This window comes from Streptomyces sp. V4I8 (assembly GCF_041261225.1).
Classification (GTDB): Bacteria; Actinomycetota; Actinomycetes; order Streptomycetales; family Streptomycetaceae; genus Streptomyces.
Map to the genome: position 1 here is coordinate 7,157,725 of NZ_JBGCCN010000001.1, position 24,945 is coordinate 7,182,669.

General features: G+C 70.9%; 18 protein-coding genes. 14 read left to right on the forward strand and 4 right to left on the reverse strand.

Translation table 11 applies throughout. The features are described 5' to 3' along the window. Position 1 precedes the first annotated feature (1 nt). A complete protein-coding gene (gene gatB, locus ABIE67_RS32675; RefSeq protein WP_370264982.1) occupies positions 2-1,516 on the forward strand; it encodes an Asp-tRNA(Asn)/Glu-tRNA(Gln) amidotransferase subunit GatB in 1,515 nt (504 codons plus the stop codon). A gap of 51 nt (positions 1,517-1,567) precedes the next feature. Here the strand turns inward: gatB and ABIE67_RS32680 are convergent, their stop codons facing one another. Then, on the reverse strand, positions 1,568-2,374 hold the full coding sequence (locus tag ABIE67_RS32680) for a cyclopropane-fatty-acyl-phospholipid synthase family protein (RefSeq protein WP_370264983.1): 807 nt from the start codon (positions 2,372-2,374) through the stop codon (positions 1,568-1,570). A 188-nt stretch (positions 2,375-2,562) separates the two neighbouring features. On the opposite strand from ABIE67_RS32680, the gene ABIE67_RS32685 reads away from it, so the two are divergent. The 7 genes from ABIE67_RS32685 (at position 2,563) to ABIE67_RS32715 (ending at position 10,478) form a co-directional block, all read left to right on the forward strand. Next, positions 2,563-2,949 carry a hypothetical protein gene (locus tag ABIE67_RS32685; protein WP_370264984.1) on the forward strand — a complete coding sequence of 129 codons (387 nt, stop codon included), beginning with the start codon at positions 2,563-2,565 and terminating at the stop codon, positions 2,947-2,949. A 237-nt stretch (positions 2,950-3,186) separates the two neighbouring features. Then, positions 3,187-5,415 (forward strand): MMPL family transporter, encoded by a 2,229-nt coding sequence (locus ABIE67_RS32690; protein ID WP_370264985.1) that lies wholly within the window; start codon positions 3,187-3,189, stop codon positions 5,413-5,415. Next, complete coding sequence (locus tag ABIE67_RS32695) at positions 5,393-5,968, forward strand: GNAT family N-acetyltransferase (protein ID WP_370264986.1); 576 nt, start codon at positions 5,393-5,395, stop codon at positions 5,966-5,968. Before ABIE67_RS32690 ends, ABIE67_RS32695 begins: the two co-directional genes overlap by 23 nt. Before the next feature lie 35 nt (positions 5,969-6,003). Beyond that, entirely contained in the window at positions 6,004-6,552 is a 549-nt protein-coding gene (locus ABIE67_RS32700) for a hypothetical protein (RefSeq protein ID WP_370264987.1), read from the forward strand. Positions 6,553-6,768: 216 nt separating this feature from the next. Next, positions 6,769-6,948 carry a hypothetical protein gene (locus tag ABIE67_RS32705; RefSeq protein ID WP_370264988.1) on the forward strand — a complete coding sequence of 60 codons (180 nt, stop codon included), beginning with the start codon at positions 6,769-6,771 and terminating at the stop codon, positions 6,946-6,948. A gap of 191 nt (positions 6,949-7,139) precedes the next feature. After that, positions 7,140-10,193 carry an AAA family ATPase gene (locus tag ABIE67_RS32710; RefSeq protein ID WP_370269157.1) on the forward strand — a complete coding sequence of 1,018 codons (3,054 nt, stop codon included), beginning with the start codon at positions 7,140-7,142 and terminating at the stop codon, positions 10,191-10,193. A 45-nt stretch (positions 10,194-10,238) separates the two neighbouring features. Beyond that, on the forward strand, positions 10,239-10,478 hold the full coding sequence (locus ABIE67_RS32715; RefSeq protein ID WP_370264989.1) for a DUF6191 domain-containing protein: 240 nt from the start codon (positions 10,239-10,241) through the stop codon (positions 10,476-10,478). Positions 10,479-10,516: 38 nt separating this feature from the next. Here ABIE67_RS32715 and ABIE67_RS32720 read toward each other — a convergent pair whose 3' ends face one another. Further along, on the reverse strand, positions 10,517-11,647 hold the full coding sequence (locus ABIE67_RS32720) for a sorbosone dehydrogenase family protein (protein ID WP_370269161.1): 1,131 nt from the start codon (positions 11,645-11,647) through the stop codon (positions 10,517-10,519). Positions 11,648-11,996: 349 nt separating this feature from the next. Beyond that, the gene (locus ABIE67_RS32725; protein ID WP_370264990.1) at positions 11,997-12,995 is read right to left on the reverse strand and encodes an aldo/keto reductase; all 999 of its coding nucleotides are present in this window, start codon (positions 12,993-12,995) and stop codon (positions 11,997-11,999) included. A gap of 162 nt (positions 12,996-13,157) precedes the next feature. Between ABIE67_RS32725 and ABIE67_RS32730 the strand changes: the two genes are divergently transcribed. The 6 genes from ABIE67_RS32730 to serA all read left to right on the forward strand — a co-directional run bounded on the left by ABIE67_RS32730 (position 13,158) and on the right by serA (position 23,317). Then, a complete protein-coding gene (locus ABIE67_RS32730) occupies positions 13,158-14,108 on the forward strand; it encodes a 2-hydroxyacid dehydrogenase (RefSeq protein ID WP_370264991.1) in 951 nt (316 codons plus the stop codon). Between the two features lie 452 nt (positions 14,109-14,560). Next, positions 14,561-17,587, forward strand: coding sequence for a putative bifunctional diguanylate cyclase/phosphodiesterase (locus tag ABIE67_RS32735; RefSeq protein ID WP_370264992.1), 3,027 nt, complete (start codon positions 14,561-14,563; stop codon positions 17,585-17,587). 348 nt (positions 17,588-17,935) lie between these two features. Continuing rightward, positions 17,936-19,789, forward strand: a complete 1,854-nt coding sequence (locus tag ABIE67_RS32740) for an acetolactate synthase large subunit (RefSeq protein ID WP_370264993.1) — start codon at positions 17,936-17,938, stop codon at positions 19,787-19,789. A 21-nt stretch (positions 19,790-19,810) separates the two neighbouring features. Beyond that, positions 19,811-20,335, forward strand: a complete 525-nt coding sequence (ilvN, locus tag ABIE67_RS32745) for an acetolactate synthase small subunit (RefSeq protein WP_030051183.1) — start codon at positions 19,811-19,813, stop codon at positions 20,333-20,335. Between the two features lie 129 nt (positions 20,336-20,464). Further along, positions 20,465-21,463: a ketol-acid reductoisomerase gene (gene ilvC, locus ABIE67_RS32750; RefSeq protein ID WP_370264994.1), complete on the forward strand. Its 999-nt coding sequence runs from the start codon at positions 20,465-20,467 to the stop codon at positions 21,461-21,463. 264 nt (positions 21,464-21,727) lie between these two features. After that, the gene (serA, locus tag ABIE67_RS32755; RefSeq protein WP_370264995.1) at positions 21,728-23,317 is read left to right on the forward strand and encodes a phosphoglycerate dehydrogenase; all 1,590 of its coding nucleotides are present in this window, start codon (positions 21,728-21,730) and stop codon (positions 23,315-23,317) included. 38 nt (positions 23,318-23,355) lie between these two features. Here the strand turns inward: serA and ABIE67_RS32760 are convergent, their stop codons facing one another. Continuing rightward, positions 23,356-24,918 carry an MFS transporter gene (locus tag ABIE67_RS32760; protein WP_370264996.1) on the reverse strand — a complete coding sequence of 521 codons (1,563 nt, stop codon included), beginning with the start codon at positions 24,916-24,918 and terminating at the stop codon, positions 23,356-23,358. Between the last annotated feature and the right edge of the window lie 27 nt (positions 24,919-24,945).

Sequence of the window (24,945 nt, forward strand, 5' to 3'; positions counted from 1 at the left end):
CGTGACCACCACGACCGACCTGGTGTCGTACGAGGACGCGCTGGCGTCGTACGACCCCGTCATGGGCCTTGAGGTCCATGTCGAACTCGGCACCAAGACCAAGATGTTCTGCGGCTGTTCGACCGAACTCGGTCAGGACGCCAACACGCAGACCTGTCCCGTCTGCCTCGGCCTGCCCGGCGCGCTCCCGGTCGTCAACGCGACCGGCGTCGAGTCCGCGATCAAGATCGGTCTCGCGCTGAACTGCGAGATCGCCGAGTGGTGCCGCTTCGCCCGGAAGAACTACTTCTATCCGGACATGCCGAAGAACTTCCAGACCTCCCAGTACGACGAGCCGATCGCCTTCAACGGCTACCTCGACGTGCAGCTGGAGGACGGCGAGACCTTCCGCGTGGAGATCGAGCGCGCCCACATGGAGGAGGACACCGGCAAGTCGACCCACGTGGGCGGCGCGACGGGCCGTATCCACGGCGCCTCGCACTCGCTGCTGGACTACAACCGCGCCGGCATCCCGCTCATCGAGATCGTCACCAAGCCGATCGAGGGGGCGGGCGAGCGTGCCCCCGAGGTGGCGAAGGCCTACGTCCGTGAGCTGCGCGAGCTCATCAAGGCGCTCGGTGTGTCGGAAGCCCGCATGGAGATGGGGCAGATGCGCTGCGACGTGAACCTGTCGCTGCGCCCCAACGGCACCGAGAAGTTCGGTACGCGCTCGGAGACGAAGAACGTCAACTCGCTGCGGTCCGTGGAGCGCGCGGCCCGCTACGAGATCCAGCGTCACGCGGCCGTGCTGAGCGGCGGCGGGACGATCATCCAGGAGACGCGGCACTTCCACGAGGACACCGGGTCGACGACCTCGGGCCGAGTGAAGGAAGAGGCCGAGGACTACCGGTACTTCCCCGAGCCGGACCTCGTTCCGGTGGCCCCCTCGCGCGAGTGGGTCGAGGAGATCCGGGCGGCCCTTCCCGAGATGCCGCTGGCCCGCCGTACCCGGCTCCTCGCGGAGTGGGGCATCTCGGCCACCGACATGCAGGCGATCCTCAACGCCGGCGCGCTGGACCTGATCGTCGCCACGATCGACGCCGGTGCCGACGCGGCCTCCGCCCGCAAGTGGTGGATGGGCGAACTCGCCCGCAGCGCCAACGAGTCGGGCAAGGCGCTCGACGAGCTGGCGATCACCCCGGCGCAGGTCGCCCGGGTCACCGAGCTGGTCTCGAAGGGTGACCTGAACGACAAGCTGGCGCGCCAGGTCATCGAGGGCGTGCTCGCGGGCGAAGGCACCCCGGACGAGGTCGTCGACAAGCGCGGTCTGAAGGTCGTCTCCGACGAGGGCGCCCTGGGTGCCGCCGTCGACGAGGCCATCGCCGGCAACCCGGGCATCGCCGACAAGATCCGCTCCGGCAAGGTCGCCGCGGCCGGCGCCCTGGTCGGCGCGGTCATGAAGGCGACCCGCGGTCAGGCGGACGCGGCCCGCGTCAAGGAGCTGATCCTGGAGAAGCTGGGCGTCAGCGAGGGCTGAGCGCACAGACCAGAACGGCCCCGGAGGGAAACCTCCGGGGCCGTTGCCCATTCACTCCTCACGGCGTCCTACGAGCCGTACGAAACCCAAGGTGCGCCCCTCGTCGGCCTTCATCAGGTCCACCGAGTCACGGGCCATGTCGGCCATCCACTCGTAGGGGCTCTCCTCGGCGCAGACCTCGCTCCACAGCAGCCAGTCCTTCCAGCCGTCGGGCTGCCACTCGGCGGTCTCGACCTCGACGGCCCCGCTGCGCGTCCACTGGCGCCGCCACCAGCCGACGGAGTGGAACGCCCAGAAACCGGGGTCCCAGAAGGGCTTGAGGTGCTCCGGAGGCTCGTCGCCCTCCAACTCCTCCCGCAGCGCGGGGACGACGATCCCGATCCGCCCGCCCGGCTTCAACAGCCGGGTCAGGGTGGGCAGATAAAGATCGTTCGTGCCGAAGTACTGGTACGCGTCGATGCTCACGATCGCGTCGAAGCTGCCCTCGGCGAACGGCAGGTCGTGCGCCTCGGCGTGCACGGGCAGCACGCGGTCGGCGAAACCGGCCTCGGCGACGCGCCGTGCGTTCTCGTCGGGCTTGATCCACAGGTCCGCGGCGGTGACCTGGGCGTCGTACTCCCTCGCCAGGAAGACGGAGGTCATCGCCCGGCCGCAGCCCAGGTCGAGGACGCGTGCGCACGGGCGCAGGGCGTCCAGGCCGAGGGCGGGGGCCAGCCACTCCAGCAGCCACAGCGCGTTCGGGCCCATCTGGTTCTCGATGACCCAGCGGACGTCGTAGCTGTTGCTGCGCGGGTAGCGGACGTGGGTCAGCCGCTGGGTGAGGTCCTCACTCGAGGTCCTCGGGGTGATGTCCGGCATCGGTGAAGGGGCTCCCTGAGTCCTGGAAGACGGAAAGGGGTACGGAGGAGCTCGGCCGGACGCTCAAACAATGCACCTGCCCAGGTCGGCGGCGGTGTGCCACGGGAACGGCGGACCTTCGGAAGCTAGCAGCCCGACCTGCGGACGGGCATCCGGTTTCTCAGCGCGACGCGCTACGCTCGCCCGCCATGAGTGGACGCGGTGATTCCGAGATATCCGAGACGCGGGAGGAGCAGTCCGAGACGCCCGAGGCCGACCACGCCGAGAACCTGGTGGACGACGAGGATCCGGACGACGTCGAAGACCCGGAGGACATCGACGACCCGGCGCAGGTGGCGCGGCGGGCCCGCTGGACGGCGGCGGTGACCGGGGCTGTCCTCGCTCTCGCCGGGCTGGCCGCCTCGACGCTCCGTGCCACCGGCTCCGCTCCGGCCCTCGTCCCGGCCGCTTACGCCCTCGGCGCCGCCGTCTGCGCGCTCGCCGCGTTTCTCGGCTCGCGCGGTCGCACCCGGCGGGCGCTGTGGCTGCTCGTCACCGGGGTGATGGTGATGGCACTGGGGGACCAGTTCGACTAGAAGTTCCCGGTGCGTGCGGGCAATGGTGTGAGAGTCGCCACCTGCGACGACAGAGTGAACGTTACTGTCCTGTGATCTGCCACTCACTCGTGTGAATAAACGCACGAACGGGGCAAACGATCACTGGCGCCTGCGAGAGTTTGCTTCACATCGCTCATGCGTTCTTTGCGGGCTGTTCACTTTCACGAACGACGTTTCCCGGTCAAAGATCCACATATCGCCTCTGGGAGCACGTTCGTGGCAGCCCTTGCACGCTGGTGTGTCCAACGCCGCCTCGTCGCCGCACTGCTCTGGCTCCTCGCCTTCGGCGGGGTGACCGCGGCCGCCGTCGTGACGGGCTCCGCGTACTCGAACGACTACCAGGTCCCCGGCACCGAATCGGGCCGCGCCACCGATCTGCTGGAGAACGGCTTCCCGGGCCTCGGCGGCGACAGCGGCACCGTCGTCTGGCACACCGCGACCGGCACCGTCCGCGCCGCCGACGTCGAACAGACCATGACGCGCACCCTGGACGAGATCGCGAACCTGCCCGGCGTCGCGGCCGTGGCCGGCCCGTACGACAAGCAGGGCGCCCCCCGGATCAGCGAGGACGGGCACACGGCCTACGCCACCGTCACCTTCGACGCCGGCGCCGAGGACCTCGACCCGGGCCAGGCGCGGGCCGTCGTGAGCGCGGCCAAGGCCGCCCGGACCGACGGGCTCCAGGTGGAGCTGGGCGGCAGCGCCGTCGGGCTCACCGAGTCGCCGAGCGGGCACATCGCCGAGGTCGTCGGCGTGGCCGTCGCCGCGGTCGTCCTCTTCCTCGCCTTCGGATCGCTCGCCGCCTCCCTGCTGCCGATCGCCACCGCGCTGGTCGGCGTCGGCACCGCGTACGCCGGGATCGCGCTGCTCGGCCACGCCATGACCGTGGCCGACTTCGCGCCCATGCTCGGCATGCTCATCGGGCTCGGCGTCGGCATCGACTACGCGCTGTTCATCGTCACCCGGCACCGGCGCGGACTGAAGCGCGGGCTGACCGTCACCGAGTCGATCACCAACGCCGTGGCGACCACCGGACGCGCCGTCGTCTTCGCGGGTGCCACCGTGTGCATCTCCCTGCTCGGCATGCTGATCCTCCGGCTCGGCTTCCTCAACGGCGTCGCGATCGCCGCCTCGCTGACCGTGGTCCTGACGGTCGCCGCCTCCGTGACCCTGCTGCCGGCCCTGCTGTCCTTCATCGGCATGCGCGCGCTCAGCCGCCGCGAGCGGCGCCGGCTGACGGAGCACGGTCCCGAGCCCGAGCTGCCCACCGGGTTCGCCGCCCGCTGGTCGGCGTTCGTGGAGCGCCACCCCAAGACGCTCGGCGCGATCGCCCTGGCCGTCATCACCGTCCTCGCCCTGCCCACCCTCGGCCTGCGCCTCGGCACCTCCGACCAGGGCAACAACCCGGAGTCCTCCACCACCCGCCAGGCCTACGACCTGCTCGCCGACGGCTTCGGCCCCGGCGTGAACGGCCCCCTCACCCTGGTCACCAAGGTCGACGGCGGCGACGACAAGCTGGCCCTCGACAACCTCGACGCCACCCTCCGCACCACCGAGGGCGTCAGGACGGTGACCCCGGTGACGTACAACACCGGCGGCGACACCGCGTACCTCACCGTCGTACCGGAGTCCTCCCCGCAGTCGCGGCAGACCAGCGACCTCGTCGACCGGCTGCGCGACGAGGTCCTGCCCCGCGCCGAGACCGGCACCTCGCTCGATGTGCAGGTCGGCGGCATGACGGCCGGCTACGACGACTTCGCCGACGTGATCGTCGGCAAACTGCCGCTGTTCGTCGGCGTCGTCATCGGCCTGGGCTGTGTGCTGCTTCTGCTCGCCTTCCGGTCCGTCGGCATCCCGCTGAAGGCCGCCGCGATGAACGTGGCCGCCGTCGCCGCCGCCTTCGGCGTCGTCGTCGCGATCTTCCAGTGGGGCTGGGGGAGCGAACTGCTGGGGCTGGGCCGCGCGGGCCCGATCGAGCCCTTCCTCCCGGTCATCATGGTGTCGGTGCTCTTCGGGCTCTCCATGGACTACCAGGTCTTCCTGGTCAGCCGGATGTACGAGGAGTGGCTGGAGACCGGCGACAACCGGCGGGCCGTGCGGATCGGCCTCGCCGAGACCGGACGGGTGATCAACTCCGCCGCGGTCATCATGATCTCGGTCTTCCTCGCCTTCGTCCTCAGCGGCGACCGGGTGATCGCCATGTTCGGCATCGCCCTCGCCGCCGCCGTCGCCCTGGACGCCTTCGTGCTCCGCACCCTCCTCGTCCCCGCCCTGATGCACATGCTCGGCGGCGCCAACTGGTGGCTGCCCCGCTGGCTCGACCAGCGCATGCCCCGCATCAGCATCGAGCCGCCCGAGTCCCGTGCCGCTCATGAGAGGCTCACCGACGTCGTGGCGGAACTGGAGAAGGAGCAACGGGGCGATGTACGCGATAGCGCTGGGTGACGACGGAGCCGAGCTGAGGCCCCTGGAGCCGTGGCATGCCGAGGAGTTCCTCGCCCACCTGGAGCGGGGCCGGGAGTTCATCGGGCAGTACATCCCGTTCGGCTCGAACGCCACCGACCCGGCGTCGGCACGCGAGACCCTCCAGCGGTACGCCGACATGCGCGCCGCGGACACGGCGTCGTACCACGGCATCTGGCTGGACGGGAAACTCGTCGGCGGCGTCCTCACGCTGAACTTCGACGCGGCGACCGGCAACTGCGAGGTCGGGTGCTGGCTCGAGCCCGCCGCGACCGGACGCGGGCTCATCACCCGGGCGATGCGGGTGCTCCTCGACTGGGCGGTCGAGGAGCGCGGTATCCACCGCGTCGAATGGGTCGCCGCCTCCGGCAACACACCCAGCCTGAACGTCGCCCGGCGCCTCGGCATGACCCGCGACGGCGTACGCCGCGAGGCCCACCCCTATGGTGGGGTACGGCACGACCTGGAGGTGTGGTCGATCCTCGCCCCGGAGTGGCGTGAAGCACGCGCGCGTGCCGCACACAACGATCATTAAGACGCCTCTCAGGAAGCGTCCGTACGGTGCGAGACATGGGAACGAAGACAGTGGACGAGACCGTGACCGAGGCCAGGACCGACGACGAGAACGTGGACGTCACCCAGGCGACCGAGGCCGAGACCGAGGCCGTCGCCGGGAGCGAACACGAGGAGGTGGCCGCCGAGGCGACGGAAGCGGGCCCCTCCGGCGTCGGCCAGGGCGCGGGCGCGGTCGTCTCCGCGGCGCTCGGTCTCGTCTCCCTGACCGGTGGCTGGCTCGGTACGCTCGCCGCCGCGCGGCAGTCCCTCATCGCCCAGCTGGAGTCCTCGACGTCGTCGTCCCAGAACGTCTCCAAGCTGCTTGAGCAGGGCTACGGCGACGCCTGGAACGCCACCGCCCTGTGGGCCGGCGTCTTCGCCCTCGCCGCGCTGATCGTCGGCGTCGTCGTGCTCGCCCGGCCCGCGTTCGGGGCGCCCGGCAAGCCGCAGGCCGTGTGGATCAAGTCGGTCGCCTGGGGCGGCGTCTCGCTGGGCGTCATCGGCCTGCTGCTGGCCGTCCTCAAGTACACCGACGTCCTGCTCGGCCTGCCGTCAGTGGGCTGAATCGGGCTGAATCACCGCAGGTCCTGAGGGGCCTCAGGGCTGCCGTAAGCACATCGGACGGCGCCCTGAGGCCCCTCAGGCGCGTCTAAGGCCCCCTTCACCGCCGAAGATGCGGAACTCTCCCGATGTGGCGGACCCCCCTGGCAGACGAAGCTTGAGGCATCGGTCGAACGAAGCCGACAACCGCCTCTCACCAGGGAAAACGAGGGACCTGCCATGTCCGAGTACGAACTCCACCACCTCCGCTCCGCCGACCTGATCCGCCAGGCCGAACACGAGCGCCTGGTCCGCGAGGCCATCCGCGGCCGCCGCGCGCAACGCTCCGCCGAGGGCGCGGCGAAGAAGGAGGTGCATACGTCCTGGCTGCGCCGGCATCGGCATCCGCGTGCCGCGTGAAAGCGCGGGCCGCGGGGGACACGGCGGTGCGGGCCGATGCCGGTCGGCGTATCCCAGCCGGTCCGGCGGTTGAGGACGAGGCCCTTTCGGGGCCGAAGCGGGGGTCCGGGGGCGGCAGCCCCCGGACCACGCCGACGCCGCCGCCGGGCCCGGCGGCGAAAACCGGTGCCGGACTGTCGGTGCCGCATGCGATGCTCGCCCCCGTGGAGAGCAGGTCCGTAAGTCCCGTGTTCGTCGGTCGCGCAACCGAGTTGGAGACGCTGAACGAGGTCCTCGTGCAAGCCGCCGCAGGCAACCCGCAGGCGTTGGTGATCGGCGGTGAGGCCGGCGTCGGCAAGACCCGTCTCGTGGAGGAGTTCGCCACCGCCGCCGCCCGCGAGGGCGCCGTCGTCGTGCTCGGCGGCTGCGTCGAGATCGGCGCCGACGGGCTGCCGTTCGCCCCGTTCTCCACCGCGCTCCGCGCCCTGCGCCGCGAGCTGCCGGGCGAGCTGGCCGCCGCCGCGGCGGGCCAGGAGGAGGAACTGGCCCGGCTGCTGCCCGAGTTGGGCGAGACGGCGCCGGCCCGCGGGGCGGACCGTTCCGACGAGGAAGGCATGGCCCGCCTCTTCGAACTCACCGCCCGCCTCCTGGAGCGCGTCGCCGCCGGCCGCACGGTCGTCGTCGCCCTGGAGGACCTCCACTGGGCCGACGCCTCCACCCGCCACCTCCTCGCCTATCTCTTCCGCACCCTGCGCACCGGCCGCCTCGTCGTCCTGGCCACCTACCGCTCCGACGACATCCACCGCCGCCACCCGCTGCGCCCTCTCCTCGCCGAACTCGACCGGCTGCGCACGGTCCGCCGGATCGAACTCGGCCGCTTCAACCGCGCCGAGGTGTGCCGCCAGATCGCCGGCATCCTCGCCGCCGAACCCGACCCGGACCAGGTCGACGAGATCTTCGAGCGCTCCGACGGCAACGCCTTCTTCGTCGAGGAACTCGCCGTCGCCGCCCACGAGGGCTCCTGCACCGGCCTCACCGACACCCTGCGCGATCTGCTCCTCGTGCGGGTGGAGGGACTGCCCGAGGCCGCCCAGCGGGTTGCCCGGATCGTCGCCGAGGGCGGCTCCACCGTGGAGTACCGGCTGCTCGCGGCCGTCGCCCAGCTCGCCGAGGACGACCTCATCGAGGCGCTGCGGGCCGCCGTCAACGCCAACATCCTCACCGCCGCGCCCGGCGGCGACGGCTACCGTTTCCGGCACTCCCTGGTCCGCGAGGCCGTCGGAGACGACCTGCTGCCCGGCGAACGCTCCCGTCTCAACCGCCGCTACGCCGAAGCACTGGAGGCCGACCCGACGCTCGTCCCGGCCGCCGAACGCGTCACGCGACTGGCCAGCTACTGGTACCACGCCCACGACCCGGCCAAGGCCCTGCCCGCCGTCCTGGACGCCTCCGTCAGCGCCCGCCGCCGGCACGCACCCTCCGAGCAACTACGGCTGCTGGAACGCGCGATGGAGCTGTGGGACGCCGCCCCCGAGGACATCCGGGCCACTCTGCGCCCCGTCGACTACACCGAGGTCTATCCGCCATGCGGCTGCGACCCCGCCACCACACCTCTGCGCTACCTCGACCTCATGGCCGAGGCCGCCGTCGCCGGACGGCTCTGCGGGGAACGCGAACGCGCCCTGAAGATCACCAAGCGCGCCCTGCACCTGCTGGAGGAGGACGGCGACCCGCTCCGCGCCGCCTGGTTCTGGGTCCAGCGCTCCCGGCTGGTCCAGGCGCAGGCCCGCGGCGACGGCTGGAAGGAACTGCGCACCGCACAGGAACTGGTGCGCGGCCTGCCGCCGTCCGAGGTGCACGCCGAGGTGCTGGCCACCGCGGCCAACTGGGCGATGCTCCGCGACCCCGGCCCCGACGCCATGTCGGCCGCCGAACGGGCCGTCGAGTACGCACGCATGGTGGGCGCCGAGGACATCGAGCTGAACGCGCGCCTCACGCTCGGCGGCCTCATGGTGGAAGCCGGGCACATGGAGGCCGGACTGGCCCAGATGTACCAGGTCAGGGACGAGGTGCTGGCCCGTGGCCTGACCACGGTGGTGGGCCGCAGCCATGTGAACCTGCCGTCCGCCCTCGAAGGCGTCGGCCGCTCCCAGGACGCCGTCGTCATCCTGCGCGAGGGCCTGCGGCTCACCCAGGAGTGGGGCCTGTGCGACTCCGAGGCCTGGGTCTGGACGAACCTCGCCGAGTCGCTGATCTCCCTGGGCCACTGGGACGAGGCCGCCGAAGCCGCGGCGCACGCCCAGCGGACGGGACAGTCGGCGAAGCCGCGCGGCGGCGGCTCCAACAAGCTCGCCCAGCTCGCGCTCGCCCGCGGCGAGGTCGCCGAGGCCGCCCGCCATCTGGCCGCCGCCCGCACCTTCTATGGCACCCACGACCCCATGCCGCAGAACAACCTCCCGATGTCCTGCCTCACCATCGGCATAGCCGCCGCCGAGGGCCGTCTCCTCGACGCCCGCGCGGAGGCCGACCGGGCCCTGAGCGCCGGCTTCCCGCCCGGCACCCACGGCTACGCATGGCCGCTGGTGCTGGCCGCAGCCATCGCCGAGTCCGACGCCCGCGCCCACACACTGCCCGCCGCGCAGGAGGGCCGCGCCGCCTTCCTGCAACGGCTCTTCGACGCCGTCCGGAAGCTCACCACCGGCGCGCCGCTGTGGCTGGCGTACGAGAAGTGGACCCGAGCCGAACTCGACCGGGCCGGGAACCGGGCCCCCGAGCCCGACACCTGGTCGGACGTGGTCACCGCCTTCGAAGCCCTGGAACGCCCCTACGACCTCGCTCAGGTCCGCCACCGCCTGGCCGAGTCCCTGCTCGCGATCGGCGGCGACGACGAGCGCGCCCGCGCCACGGAACTGCTCCGCCTGGCCCGGGCCGCCGCCACCCACCTGGGCGCCCGCCCCCTCGTCGATGCCACGACCCACCTGGCCCAGCGAGCCCGCCTCACCCTCACGACGGCCCCGCCCCTGCCCCCGACCGACCCCGCCGACTCCCTCGGCCTCACCACCCGCGAACGCGACGTCCTCCGCCTGGTCTCCGCAGGCCGCACCAACCGCCAGATAGCCGAGGAGCTCTTCATCTCCCCGAAGACGGCCAGCGTCCATGTGTCGAACATCCTGGGGAAGCTCGGCGTCTCCGGGAGAGGTGAGGCAGCGGCGGTGGCGCATCGGATGGGACTGTTCGCGGCCGAAACTCTCAGGTCGGGGGCATGAGCCCGAGGTATACGCTGTAAGGGACGTCGGTCCGGAGGAGGTCGCGTGTTCAACGCTTTCGAGGAACTCTTCGCGCCCGGCCGCAAGCACACCCGCGACGAACAGAACCGTCTGGAACTGACCCGCGAGGACGTCGGGGACAACGACCCCGTGCGCGGGCCGATAGACCTCGCCTCCGGGAAGGTCGTCGTACGGATGACTGAGCCGTCGGTCAGGGAGGACGACGACGAGGGCGACGGGAAGGCCGAAGGGAAGGCCGAAGGGGAGGCCGAAGGGGAGGAGTGAGGGCCCCGCCCCTGCTCAGCTCACCCGCACCTCCAGGATCAGCTCACCTGCACCTCCAGAATCCGGTCGTCCCCGTCCTTCGGGCTGCCCCGCCCATCGGTGTTGCTCGTCGTCACCCACAGCATGTCGCCGCCGGCCGGGACGACCGTCCGCAGCCGGCCGTACTCGCCCTCCAGGAAGGCCTGCGGGTCCGCCGACGCCTCGGTGCCGTTCAGCGGGACGCGCCACAGGCGCTGGCCCTTCAGACCCGCCATCCAGACCGAGCCCTCGGCGTAGGCGATGCCGCTGGGGGAGGCGTCGTCCGTGCCCCACTGAGCCAGCGGGTTGTGGTACTTGGAGTCGTCGGACTTGCCCTCCGCCTCCGGCCAGCCGTAGTTGTCGCCCGGCTTGATCGCGTTCAGCTCGTCCCAGGTGTCCTGGCCGAACTCCGCGGCGAACAGGCGCTGTTTGGAGTCCCAGGCCAGGCCCTGGACGTTGCGGTGGCCGTATGTGTACACGGGGGAGTCGGCGAAGGGGTTGCCCGGAGCCGGTTCGCCCTCCGGTGTCAGGCGGAGGATCTTGCCGCCCAGGGACTCCTTGTCCTGGGACCGGCCCGTGTCACCGCTCTCGCCCGTGCCCGCGTACAGCATCTTGTCCGGGCCGAAGGCGATCCGGCCGCCGTTGTGGATGAAGCCCTTGGGAATGCCCCTGAAGATCGTGTCGGGCGCGCCCAGCTGCTCGCCGGACGGCCGCTGCTCGTCGTACAGCATGCGGACGATGCGGTTGTCCGAGGCCGAGGTGAAGTACGCGTAGATCATGTGGTCCGAGGCGTAGTCCGGCGACAGCGCCAGGCCCATGAGGCCGCCCTCGCCCGCCGGTGACACCCCCGGCACCTCGCCCAGCTCGGCCTTCTTGCCGGTCTTCCCGTCCACCCGGGTGATCGTGGCGTCGTCGCGGGAGGAGACGAGCAGATCGCCGTCGGGGAGCGGGGCCAGGCCCCAGGGGGTGTTCAGGCCCTCGGCGACCGTGCGCACCACCTTGACGGTGCCCCGTGCCGGCGGAGTCTCCTCGGCCGCCTGACCGGCGGGCGGCGATCCCGTAGTACTGCTCGGGGCCGCGGCCCCGCCGCCTGGTGAGCCCCCGTCGTCGGAGGAACATCCGGCCGTCAGCAGGAGTGCGGCCGCGGCCATCACGGCCGTCACAACTCGACGTTGCACGATCACGGTCCCTTCGACGCGGCGGGTTCTACTTCTCTTACACCGCTCGCGCCTCACACGTTCCCGATCCATGAATCTTGAACCTCCGCCACCCAGCGACGGCGTCGCTCAGCTCGGGGGCAGCCGGGTGGGCGAGCCGTGGGTGAACCGAGGACGAGCGCGGCCACGGCGGCTGGCGGGGTCGGGATCCGGCCACCCGAGACGGACTCCGCGCTGCCCGGCGGCAACGGCCGCGGCGGGCGTGTGGGCGTGCGGGTGACCAAGACGTCCGCGACCGCCCGGCCGGCCGGTTCCGGCCATGAGCCCGGTGGGCGTCGCGACGTCAGTCCCAGGACCCCAAGGCCCTGGGCAGCTCCGCCACCTCGGCCAGGTCCTCCGCGGTCAGACGCAGGCCCCCGGCCCGGGCGTTCTCGGTCACCCAGCGTTCCTGTTTCGCGCCGGGCACCGTGACCAGGTGCCGTCCCTGCGCCAGCACCCATGCCAGCGCCACCTGCGCGGGCGTGACCCCGTCCCCGTGGCGGGTCGCGATGCGGCGCAGGCCGGCCACTATCGGTTGGTTGGCCGCCATCATCTCCGCGGTGAAGCGCGGGTGCCGGGCGCGGACGTCGTCCGGTTCGAAGCCCTGACCGGGAGTCAGCGTGCCGGTCAGGAAGCCGTTGCCCAGGGGCATCGCCGCCAGGAAGCCGACGCCGCGCGCCTCGCACCAGGGCAGCAGCGTCTCCAGCGCCTCCGGCGACCACACCGACAGCTCCGCCTGCACGGCGCTCACCGGGAAGACCTGCTGCACCCGCCGCAGTTGGCGGATCGTCGCGTCGTGCAGACGGGTTCCCGAGCGGCGGCCGCCCCGCGCGCCCACCGCGCACAGCCCCAACGCCCGTACCTTTCCGGCCCGGACGAGGTCCGCCATCGCGCCCCAGGTCTCCTCGACCGGGACTTCGGGGTCCGCTCGGTGCAACTGGTAGAGATCTATGACGTCTGTCTGCAGGCGGCGCAGGGACGCGTCACACGCCCGCTTCACATAGCCCGGGCGGCCGTTGGCCACGATGTGCTGTTCGCCGACCAGCAGGCCGACCTTCGTCGACACGAACGCGTCCTGGCGGCGCTCCTTCAACACCCGTCCGACCAGCAGCTCATTGGTGAACGGGCCGTACATGTCGGCGGTGTCCAGCAGAGTCGAGCCCAGATCGAGCGCCCGGTGCACCGCCCTGACCGACTCCTCGCCCCGCTGCCGCGACGAGCTGTAGGCCCAGCTCATCGGCATGCACCCGAGCCCGACGGCTCCCACCGCGAGTGCCGCCGCGCCGATCGTCCTGCGCTCCACCTGGCCGTAACCCTCCCTCTTCCGGCACCCCAACCTAACCTCTGCACACCTGTTCGCCTGACCAAGGGGCTGCCCGGCCGATCACGCCCTTCTCCGGCCGGGCAGCGCGACCGGGCGCCCCTGACCGGCCCGGCCCGCCGGGAAGGCTCTAGCCTCCAAGCCATGACTGCTGACGTGTGGCTCCCCATCCCGCCGGACGAGATCGAGGGCCTTCCCGCGGGCCCCCAATACCGCTACTGGAACGGCGCCGAGGACTTTCCGGCCGACCCGGCCGACTGCGCCTTCTACGTCGTCCCGTACATGAAGGCGCCCGCACTGGGGCAGCGTCCCCTGCCGGAGATGAGCTCCGTGCAGGTCGTGCAGACGCTCTCCGCCGGCATCGACCACGTGGAGCCGGGCCTCAAGCACCTGCGGCCGGGCGTGCGGCTGTGCAACGCGCGCGGGGTCCACGAGGCGAGCACCGCTGAGCTGACGCTCACGCTGATCCTCGCCTCGTTGCGCGGCATCCCCGACTTCGTGCGGGCCCAGGACAGGGGGGAGTGGATCGGCGGATTCCGGGCCGCGCTGGCCGACAAGAACGTCCTCATCGTGGGATACGGCTCGATCGGCGCCGCCATCGAGGACCGGCTCACGCCCTTTGAACTCGCGCGGGTGGCGCGCGTCGCGCGCTCTGAGCGCACCACGGCGCGCGGACCCGTGCATCCGCTCACCGAACTGCCCGCTCTGCTCCCGGAAGCGGACGTCGTCATCCTGTCCACGCCCCTGACGGACGCCACCCGGCACCTGGTCGACGCCGACTTCCTCGCCCGGATGAAGGACGGCGCGCTGCTGGTCAACGTCGCCCGCGGTCCCGTCGTGGACACCAAGGCGCTGCTGGCCGAGCTGGATACCGGGCGCATCACCGCCGCCCTGGACGTCACCGACCCCGAACCGCTGCCCCGCGAGCACCCCCTGTGGCGTGCGCCTGGCGTGCTGATCAGTCCGCATGTGGGCGGGCCGACCTCCGCGTTCCTGCCGCGCGCCAAGCGTCTCCTGGCGGACCAGTTGACGCGTTTCGTGAACCGGGAGCCCCTGCGCAACGTGATCCTTACGACGGGCGCGACGCCCGCGTGACGCTCAGGAGTTGAGCGGCGCGCGGATGCCGCGCACGCCGCGCGCAACAGGACCGAAACCCACTTCGAGTACCGTCCGCAACCTTCCGGAAGCGGTCCGTACTCGCATATGCGCTGGTCGTCACGGAGCGTAGAGGTGCTATGTCCCTGAGTGACGAGACTGGTGTATCGTCCCGACAGGGGCTGCGCCGTGCACTGTTCGGCGCCTGGGATGGACATTTCAGATTTGTGAGGGGGGCGACGGGCGATGCACGGCCTATGGACGAGCGATCCGACGCGGCGGGGCCGTCGGCGGCGACCCTGGCGAACGGCCGCGCGCAGACGCGGTCGGTACGGCACCCTCGGCTGCCGGCACACACATCACCATCGCAGGCACAGCGGCCGCAGGCGGCATGCGCACTCAGCGCAGCGGGACCCTCGGGACCCGCGAGCGGCGCGGACCGGGAGGCCCCGGTGAGCTCGCCACCGCCCTCCACGAGCACGCTCGACGCGGGGCTGCGGGCACAGCCTTCGTCGGCGGCGACACTGCCCCGTCCCTCGTTCTTCGGGGGCGGCACGGGACTGGTCCCGCAACTCGTTCTGGCCCTGGTGTGCGCGGCATACGCCGTCGGTTCCGCGTTCGGCTGGGGTTCGAACCAAGTCGCTCTGATCATGGGCGACTTCGGGCTGGCCGCCGCGGCAGGCGCCGCGGCCGTGTCCTGCTTCCGCTACGCCCGTAGCCGCCGTATCCGCTTTCGACCCGCCTGGCTGCTGTTCGGCCTCTCCTCCGCGATGGCGGCCCTCGGAAACCTGGTCTGGGGGTGGTACGAGGTCGTCCTGCGGCAGCCCGTGCCCAGCCCCTCCTACGCCGACGGGTTCTTCCTGTGCTTCGCGCCGCCCGCCATCGTGGGGCTCCTGGTGCTGGCCAAGCGGCCGGTGACGAAGGCCGGCTGGATCTGCCTCGGGCTGGACGCCTGGCTGATCGGCGGCTCCCTGCTGACGCTGGCGTGGAGCCTCGCCCTGGCCCAGGCGGCCAAGATCGACTCGACCGGCGGTGAGAGCGTGGCGCACACCGCGCTCTCGCTCGCCTACCCGCTGCTCGACATCGCCCTGGTCAGCATGGTGCTCGCGCTGCACTTCCGCCGCTCGTCGGCGAACCGCACCGCGGTCAACACCGCGATCGGCGCCCTGGCCCTGACCGTGATGTGCGACGCCCTGTTCACCTCGCCGCTGCTGCACAACAGCTACCGCTCCGGCCAGCTGCTCGACGCGGGCTGGTTCGCCGGCTCGCTGCTCCTGGCGTACGCCCCGTGGGCCGCCCCGAGGCAGCAGGACGGCGAGCGGCACGACGGGACCGGGCACACGCGCGTGGTGCACGAGCACGTGCCCGGACAGCGCGGCGGCGGCCATCACCACACCCCGCCCGCTCAGGGAGGCGATCACTTCCGGTATCCGGTCACCCGGCCGATCGCCGGCTCCCTGGCCGCGCTCACGCCGTACCTCGCCGCCGCCGTGTGCACCCTGGGGATCCTCTACAACGTCCTCAACGGCCGCAGCGTCGACCGCGTGGTGCTCATCACCGGCGGCACGGTCGTGCTCGCCCTCGTGATGCGCCAGGGCATCATGCTGCTCGACAACATCACCCTCACCCAGGAACTGGCGCAGAAGGAGAACCACTTCCGCTCCCTGGTGCAGGGCTCCAGCGACGTCATCATGATCGCCGCGCCCAACGGCATCCTCCGGTACGTCTCCCCGGCGGCCGCCGGGGTCTACGGCCGGTCCGCGGAGGAGCTGGTGGGTTCGGAACTGGCCAATCTCATCCACCCGGAGGATCTGGGCTGCGTGGTGCACGAGGTGCGCCGCTTCCTCGCCGCCAGCCCACTTGAGGAACCCACTACGCGCATCGAGTGCCGCTTCCGGTCCGGCGACGACGGCTGGCTCAACGTCGAATCCACCGTCAACCGTCACCACGGCGGCCTCATCTTCAACAGCCGGGACGTGACCGAAAGAGTGCGCCTGCAGGCGCAGCTCCAGCACAACGCCGAGCACGACCCGCTCACCGACCTGCCCAACCGCGCGCTGTTCACCAAGCGGGTCCAGCAGGCCCTGTCCGGCCGTCGCGCCTCCGACCGGGGCCCCGCCCTGCGCAACACGGCCGTTCTCTTCATCGACCTCGACGGCTTCAAGGGCGTCAACGACACGATCGGCCACCAGGCCGGGGACGAGCTGCTCGTCCAGGCCGCCCGCAGACTCCAGGACGCGGTCCGGGGCGGGGACATCGCGTCCCGGCTGGGCGGCGACGAGTTCGCGGCCCTGATCGGCGGGGACAACACCCGGGACCGCACCGCCCGCGAACGACACATCCTGGAGCTGGCCGACCGCCTCAGGGGGACGCTGTCGCAGCCGTACCTCATCGACGGCAACGATGTCCGTGTCAACGCCTCCATCGGCGTCGCCTTCGCCGAGCCGGGGCTCGGCGCCGGGGAGCTGCTGCGCAACGCCGACCTGGCCATGTACCGCGCCAAGGCGGGCGGCAAGGGCCGCGTCGAGCTGTACAAGCCGCAGATGCAGCAGGACGTCGTACGCAAGGCGGAGCTGGCCACGCGCCTGCGTGCCGCGCTGCACGACGGCGAGTTCGCGCTGCTGCACCAGCCGGTGGTGTGTCTGGAGAACGGCCGGATCGCATCGGTCGCCACCCAGGCGCGCTGGCGGTCCTCGCAAGGGGTGCTGTTCACGCCCGCCGAGTTCCTGCGGGTGGCCGAGGACAGCGACAAGACCGCCGAGCTGAGCCGCTGGATGCTGGAGGAGGCCGTGGAGCAGGCCGCCGAACGCACCGCGACCGGGCTCGCCGTACCCGTGGCCGTACGGATGGGCGCGCGCCGTCTGCTGGACCGGTCGATGCCGCTCGGCTCGATCGAGGCCCTGCTGACCCGCCACGGGCTGCCGCCCGGGTCGCTGATCATCGAGCTGTCCGATCTCGACCCCCGTGTCCCGCTGGACGAGCTGGAGCGCCGCCTGAGCGGCCTGCGCAGACTCGGCGTCCGGATCTCCCTGGACGGCTTCGGCAGCGGATACGCGGCGATCACGGCCCTGCGCCGGCTCCCCGTCGACGTGGTCAAGCTCGACCGCGGTCTGGTCGAGGGAGTCGTCGAGTCCGCGCGGCTGCACAAGATCACCGGCGGGCTGCTGCGGATCGCCGGTGACCTCGGGCTGCAGTCCGTGGCCGACGGCGTGGACCTGCCGGAGCAGGTGGTCGTACTGCGCGCGATGGGGTGCACGCACGGGCAGGGCATGGCGTTCTCCGGGCCGCTGGACGAGTACCGGCTGCGCCGGGCGATCGGCGCCGGCCGCTTTCCGGTGCCGCACGGGCCGGTGGAGCCCGCGTTCGCGGGCGTGAGAGAGCGGCAGGGGCGCGTCGGTGTCGACGGCGCGAGCGCGCGCAAGCCCGAAGGGCTGAGCACGGTCGCGGCCTCGACACCGACAGTGGCGCCGCGGAGGTGAACGACCATGGAAAGGGGCGGCACGGGGGTGTACACCGGTGGTGTGGCCGCTGTTCTCGGAGGCGGAAGTGCCCTTCGCTCACATAATGAGACTCCCGTCCCACCCACTTGACAGTGGGTGTGCGCCGGGGGGAGGGTCAGTGCCATGCGCACCCGAATTCTCGTACTTGGAAAGCGCGTCGGCTGAAGCTGGTGACGTCCGGACAGACCCGGAACTCCCAGCGACCACATCCGGCGCGCTCCCCTCGCTTGCCTTTTGGCACGAGGGGTTTTTTGTTGCACAGGCGCCAGTCGTGCAACATCGCAACTCCGCTCAAACTTCGCAAAAACCCTCAGCATCGAGAAGAGAATGCCGATGACCGAGCAGGCCACCGGGGCTCACCCGCAGCCGCGGCCCCGATCCGGAGGACACCAGTCCGCCCCCGAGCACGTCACGGGTGCGCAGTCCCTCATCCGTTCGCTCGAGGAGGTCGGCGCCGACACGGTATTCGGCATTCCCGGCGGTGCGATCCTCCCCGCGTACGACCCGCTGATGGACTCCACCAGGGTGCGCCACGTCCTGGTCCGCCACGAGCAGGGCGCCGGCCACGCCGCCACCGGCTACGCGCAGGCCACCGGCAAGGTCGGTGTCTGCATGGCGACCTCGGGACCGGGCGCCACCAACCTGGTCACCCCGATCGCGGACGCCCACATGGACTCGGTGCCGCTCGTGGCGATCACCGGGCAGGTGGCCTCCAAGGCGATCGGCACGGACGCCTTCCAGGAGGCGGACATCGTCGGCATCACCATGCCGGTCACCAAGCACAACTTCCTGGTCACCAAGGCCGAGGACATCCCGCGGGTGATCGCGCAGGCGTTCCACATCGCCGCCACCGGCCGCCCCGGCCCGGTCCTCGTCGACATCGCCAAGGACGCCCTCCAGGCGAAGACCACGTTCTCCTGGCCGCCCGCCATGGACCTGCCCGGCTACCGGCCCGTCACCAAGCCGCACGCCAAGCAGATCCGCGAGGCCGCCAAGCTGATCACCAACGCCAAGCGGCCCGTCCTGTACGTCGGCGGCGGTGTGATCAAGGCCGGCGCCACCGCCGAGCTGAAGGTCCTCGCCGAACTCACCGGAGCGCCCGTCACCACCACCCTGATGGCGCTCGGCGCATTCCCCGACGGCCACCCGCTGCACGTGGGAATGCCGGGCATGCACGGTGCGGTCACCGCCGTCACCGCGCTGCAGAAGGCCGACCTGATCGTCGCCCTCGGAGCCCGCTTCGACGACCGCGTCACCGGCAAGCTGGACAGCTTCGCCCCGTACGCCAAGATCGTCCACGCCGACATCGACCCGGCCGAGATCGGCAAGAACCGCGCCGCCGACGTGCCGATCGTCGGTGACGCCCGCGAGGTCATCGCCGACCTGGTCCAGGCCGTCCAGAAGGAGCACGCCGACGGCCACCAGGGCGACTACAGCGCCTGGTGGAAGGACCTCTCCCGCTGGCGCGAGACCTACCCGCTCGGCTACGACCAGCCCGAGGACGGCTCCCTGTCCCCGCAGCAGGTCATCGAGCGCATCGGTCAACTCGCCCCCGAGGGCACGGTCTTCGCGGCGGGCGTCGGCCAGCACCAGATGTGGGCCGCGCACTTCATCCAGTACGACAGGCCCGCCACCTGGCTGAACTCCGGCGGCGCCGGGACGATGGGCTACGCGGTCCCGGCCGCGATGGGCGCCAAGGCCGGCACCCCGGACAAGACGGTCTGGGCGATCGACGGCGACGGCTGCTTCCAGATGACCAATCAGGAGCTCACCACCTGCGCCCTGAACAACATCCCGATCAAGGTCGCCATCATCAACAACGGCGCCCTCGGGATGGTCCGCCAGTGGCAGACCCTCTTCTACAACCAGCGCTACTCCAACACCGTGCTGCACTCCGGCCCCGAGGCCGACGGCAAGCAGCCGAGCGCCGGTACCCGCGTCCCCGACTTCGTCAAGCTGTCGGAGGCCATGGGCTGCCACGCGATCCGCTGTGAGTCGCCGGACGACCTCGACAAGGTCATCGAAGAGGCGAACTCCATCAACGACCGCCCGGTCGTCATCGACTTCATCGTCCACGAGGACGCGATGGTGTGGCCGATGGTCGCCGCCGGTACCTCCAACGACGAGATCATGGCCGCCCGGGACGTCCGCCCCGACTTCGGCGACAACGAAGACGACTGAGCGAGAGAGACGTAAAAGATCATGTCCAAGCACACGCTCTCCGTCCTGGTGGAGAACACGCCGGGCATCCTCGCCCGGATCGCCGCCCTGTTCTCGCGCCGCGGCTTCAACATCGACTCGCTCGCGGTCGGTGTCACCGAGCACCCCGACATCTCCCGCATCACCATCGTGGTGAGCGTCGCCGACCTCCCGCTGGAGCAGGTGACGAAGCAGCTCAACAAGCTCGTCAACGTGCTGAAGATCGTCGAGCTGGAGCCAGGTTCGGCCGTTCAGCGCGAACTCGTTCTGGTGAAGGTCCGGGCCGACAACGAGACCCGCTCCCAGATCATCGAGATCGTCCAGCTGTTCCGCGCCAAGACCGTCGACGTCTCCCCGGAGGCCGTCACCATCGAGGCCACCGGCTCCAGCGACAAGCTGGAGGCCATGCTGAAGATGCTGGAGCCGTTCGGCATCAAGGAGCTCGTCCAGTCCGGCACGATCGCGATCGGACGCGGCGCGCGCTCGATCACGGACCGCTCGCTGCGGGCGCTCGACCGGTCCGCATAGGGACGCGTTCGGACGGTCGGGTGACATCGGCCGTCCGGATTCCGCCCGTATAGCGAGACCCCGAAACTTCCCTTCCCCCCGCCGTCATACGGTGGGACGCAACACCTGCACACAAGGAGAGAACCCAAAGTGGCCGAGCTGTTCTACGACGCCGACGCCGACCTGTCCATCATCCAGGGCCGCAAGGTCGCGGTCATCGGTTACGGCAGCCAGGGCCACGCCCACGCGCTGTCCCTCCGTGACTCGGGTGTCGACGTGCGTGTCGGTCTGCACGAGGGCTCCAAGTCCAAGGCCAAGGCCGAGGAGCAGGGCCTGCGCGTGGTGAGCCCGTCGGAGGCCGCCGCCGAGGCCGACGTCATCATGATCCTTGTCCCGGACCCGATCCAGGCCCAGGTGTACGAGGAGCACATCGCCCCGAACCTGAACGACGGTGACGCGCTGTTCTTCGGCCACGGCCTGAACATCCGCTACGGCTTCATCAAGCCCCCGGCCGGCGTGGACGTCTGCATGGTCGCCCCGAAGGGCCCGGGTCACCTCGTGCGCCGTCAGTACGAGGAGGGCCGCGGCGTTCCGTGCATCGCGGCCGTCGAGCAGGACGCCTCGGGCAACGCCTTCGCGCTGGCGCTGTCGTACGCCAAGGGCATCGGCGGCACCCGTGCCGGCGTCATCAAGACGACCTTCACCGAGGAGACCGAGACCGACCTGTTCGGTGAGCAGGCCGTCCTCTGTGGTGGTACGGCCGCGCTGGTCAAGGCCGGTTTCGAGACGCTGACCGAGGCCGGCTACCAGCCGGAGATCGCGTACTTCGAGTGCCTGCACGAGCTGAAGCTGATCGTGGACCTCATGTACGAGGGCGGCCTGGAGAAGATGCGCTGGTCGATCTCCGAGACCGCCGAGTGGGGTGACTACGTCACCGGCCCGCGGATCATCACGGACGCCACCAAGGCCGAGATGAAGAAGGTCCTCGCCGAGATCCAGGACGGCACCTTCGCCCAGCAGTGGATGGACGAGTACCACGGCGGTCTGAAGAAGTACAACGAGTACAAGAAGCAGGACTCCGAGCACCTGCTGGAGACCACCGGCAAGCAGCTGCGCAAGCTGATGAGCTGGGTCGACGAAGAGGCGTGATCCACGCTGTCCGTGGCGGTACCCTCGGCTGGGGGTACCGCCACGGGGCCTTGCCCCGGACCTCGCACAGAGACCCCCTACAAAATGGCGTTTCTCGTCCGGGTGATCCTTCCGCAGAGGCGTAAGACGACCTCCGCCGCGCCACTAGACTGGCGCACAACATACGCGTCAGGCCCACAACGTCGTGCGTCTTCCACGCGGCTAGCCCCTCCACCGCCTGCGGCCGTCGGGACGGCCGTCCGCATTGGACTTGTGAGGACTCACGTGAGCTCGAAACCTGTCGTACTCATCGCTGAAGAGCTGTCGCCCGCGACCGTGGACGCGCTTGGCCCCGACTTCGAGATCCGCCACTGCAACGGAGCGGACCGAGCCGAACTGCTCCCGGCCATCGCCGACGTGGACGCGATCCTGATCCGCTCCGCCACCAAGGTCGACGCCGAGGCGATCGCCGCCGCCAAGAAGCTCAAGGTCGTCGCGCGAGCCGGCGTCGGCCTGGACAACGTCGACGTCTCCGCCGCCACCAAGGCCGGCGTGATGGTCGTCAACGCCCCCACCTCGAACATCGTGACCGCCGCCGAACTGGCCTGCGGTCTCCTCGTCGCCACCGCCCGCCACATCCCGCAGGCCAACGCCGCGCTGAAGAACGGCGAGTGGAAGCGCAGCAAGTACACGGGCGTCGAGCTCGCCGAGAAGACCCTCGGTGTCGTGGGTCTGGGACGTATCGGCGCGCTGGTCGCCCAGCGCATGTCCGGCTTCGGCATGAAGGTCGTCGCCTACGACCCCTACATCCAGCCCGCCCGCGCCGCCCAGATGGGCGTCAAGGTGCTGTCCCTGGACGAGCTGCTCGAGGTCTCCGACTTCATCACCGTCCACCTCCCCAAGACCCCCGAGACCGTCGGCCTCATCGGCGACGAGGCGCTGCGCAAGGTCAAGCCGAGCGTGCGGATCGTCAACGCCGCGCGCGGCGGGATCGTCGACGAGGAGGCGCTGTACTCCGCCCTCAAGGAGGGCCGGGTCGCCGGTGCCGGCCTCGACGTGTACGCGAAGGAGCCCTGCACGGACTCCCCGCTGTTCGAGTTCGACCAGGTCGTCGCCACCCCGCACCTCGGTGCCTCCACCGACGAGGCGCAGGAGAAGGCCGGTATCGCCGTCGCCCGCTCGGTGCGCCTCGCCCTCGCCGGTGAGCTCGTGCCCGACGCGGTCAACGTCCAGGGCGGCGTCATCGCCGAGGACGTCAAGCCGGGTCTGCCGCTCGCCGAGCGCCTGGGCCGGATCTTCACCGCCCTCGCCGGTGAGGTCGCCGTCCGCCTCGACGTCGAGGTCTACGGCGAGATCACCCAGCACGATGTGAAGGTGCTGGAGCTCAGCGCCCTCAAGGGTGTCTTCGAGGACGTCGTCGACGAGACGGTGTCGTACGTCAACGCCCCGCTGTTCGCCCAGGAGCGCGGCGTCGAGGTGCGGCTGACGACCAGCTCGGAGTCGTCCGACCACCGCAACGTCGTCACCGTGCGCGGCACGCTCGGCAACGGCGAGGAGGTGTCGGTCTCCGGCACGCTGGCCGGCCCCAAGCACTTGCAGAAGATCGTCGCGGTCGGCGACTACGACGTGGACCTCGCGCTCGCCGACCACATGGTCGTCCTGAAGTACGAGGACCGTCCCGGTGTCGTCGGCACGGTCGGCCGCGTCTTCGGCGAGGCGGGCATCAACATCGCCGGCATGCAGGTCTCGCGTGCCGTCGCCGGTGGCGAGGCGCTGGCCGTCCTGACCGTCGACGACACGGTGCCGGCCAACGTGCTCACCGAGGTCGCCGAGGAGATCGGGGCGACGTCCGCCCGTGCGGTGAACCTGGCCTGAGGTCTCCGACACCTGAGGTCTCCGACACCTGAGGTCTCTCAAACGCCGGACGTGCTGAGGTTGCTCGGCGCGTCCGGCGTTTCGCATGCGCGCTCCCGCGCCTCGACCCGCCGCAGGGTGACCGCCGCCAGCACCGCCGCCCCCGCCAGCAGCACCGCCCCCGCGATCGCCGCCCCCTGCATCCCGCTGGTGAACGCCTCCCGCGCGACGCCGGCCAGCCCCGGGACCTGATCGGCGACCGCCAGCGCTCCGCCCAGCGTCTCGTGCGCCGCGTCCGGCGCCGACGCCGGGATCTCGTGGCGGTAGATCGCCGTACCGATCGAGCCGAGGACGGCCATGCCGAGGGCGCCGCCGAACTCGGCGCCGGTCTCCAGCAGGGAGGACGCGGAGCCCGCCCGTTCCACCGGGGCGGCGCCCATCGCGAGGTCCATGATCTGGGACATCACCGTGACGCCCCCGACGGCGATGACCGCGCACGCCGACAGCACCAGCCACAACGAGTCCGTACCGGCGAAGGACAGCAGCGCGAAACCCGCCGCCGAGATCGCGAAGCCCGCGGTCACGACGTAGGCACGGTTGACGCCCTTCTGCACCAGCTGGGTCGCGACCGGCCCCGCCGCTGCGATCGGCACCGACGGCAGCAGCGCCCACAGGGCCGCCTCCAGCGCGCCCATGCCGAGCACCGACTGCAGATACTGCGTGGTGAAGTAGGACGAGCCCATCACCCCGAACATGCAGACGAGGTTGAGGACCACGGAGGGCGCGAAGCCGCGTCCGCGGAACAGGGCCGGGGAGATCATCGGGGCCGTGGCCGTGCGCTGACGGTGGACGAAGAGCGCCGCGAACAGCAGGCCGACGGTGATCGAGACGACGTAGAGGACGTTCCAGCCCTCGGACGGGATCTCCTTCAGGCCGTAGACCACGGGAAGCACGGCGGCCATCGAGAGGGGCACGCTCAGCCGGTCGAAGCGGCCGGGCTCGGGGCTCTTCGACTCGGGCAGCAGCACCGGGCCGAGGATCAGCAGCAGGGCCATCGCGGGCAGGTTGACCAGGAAGACCGAGCCCCACCAGAAGTGCTCGACCAGGACCCCGCTCATCACCGAGCCGAGCGCGATCCCGGCCGTCATCACGCCGGACCACAGGCCGATCGCCTTCGCGCGCTGCGCCGGGTCGGTGAACATCGTGCGGAGTATGGCCATCGTCGCCGGCATCAGGGTCGCGCCGCCGACGCCGAGGACCGCGCGGGCCGCGATCAGCATCTCGGCGCTGTTCGCGTACGCCGCCATCAGCGAGGCGGTGCCGAAGGCGGCGGCGCCGATCAGCAGGAGACGGCGGTGGCCGATGCGGTCGCCCAGCGAGCCCATCGTCATCAGCAGGCCGGCCAGGACGAAACCGTAGATGTCGAAGATCCACAGCTGCTGGGTGCCGCTCGGCTCCAGGTCCGCGCTGATCGCCGGGATCGCGAAGTAGAGGACCGAGACGTCCATCGAGACCAGCAGCAGCGGAAGCATCAGGACGCCGAGGGCGGTCCATTCGCGGCGGCCGGCTCGGGCGGCGGGCGGGAGCGAGGGCGGGGTGGTGCTCGTCGGGTTCGTTGTCATGGCGGTGAATGTACGCGCGTCTTAAAC

Excerpts from the sequence above, each read along its gene's own strand:
- ABIE67_RS32720 (WP_370269161.1), bottom strand. The coding sequence starts at position 11,647 with ATGGCCGCGGCCGCACTCCTGCTGACGGCCGGATGTTCCTCCGACGAC.
- ABIE67_RS32695 (WP_370264986.1), top strand. The coding sequence starts at position 5,393 with ATGTACGCGATAGCGCTGGGTGACGACGGAGCCGAGCTGAGGCCCCTG.
- ABIE67_RS32710 (WP_370269157.1), top strand. The coding sequence starts at position 7,140 with ATGCTCGCCCCCGTGGAGAGCAGGTCCGTAAGTCCCGTGTTCGTCGGT.
- ABIE67_RS32705 (WP_370264988.1), top strand. The coding sequence starts at position 6,769 with ATGTCCGAGTACGAACTCCACCACCTCCGCTCCGCCGACCTGATCCGC.
- ilvN (WP_030051183.1), top strand. The coding sequence starts at position 19,811 with ATGTCCAAGCACACGCTCTCCGTCCTGGTGGAGAACACGCCGGGCATC.
- ABIE67_RS32680 (WP_370264983.1), bottom strand. The coding sequence starts at position 2,374 with ATGCCGGACATCACCCCGAGGACCTCGAGTGAGGACCTCACCCAGCGG.
- ABIE67_RS32740 (WP_370264993.1), top strand. The coding sequence starts at position 17,936 with ATGCCGATGACCGAGCAGGCCACCGGGGCTCACCCGCAGCCGCGGCCC.
- ABIE67_RS32700 (WP_370264987.1), top strand. The coding sequence starts at position 6,004 with ATGGGAACGAAGACAGTGGACGAGACCGTGACCGAGGCCAGGACCGAC.
- ABIE67_RS32730 (WP_370264991.1), top strand. The coding sequence starts at position 13,158 with ATGACTGCTGACGTGTGGCTCCCCATCCCGCCGGACGAGATCGAGGGC.
- ABIE67_RS32760 (WP_370264996.1), bottom strand. The coding sequence starts at position 24,918 with ATGACAACGAACCCGACGAGCACCACCCCGCCCTCGCTCCCGCCCGCC.
- ABIE67_RS32685 (WP_370264984.1), top strand. The coding sequence starts at position 2,563 with ATGAGTGGACGCGGTGATTCCGAGATATCCGAGACGCGGGAGGAGCAG.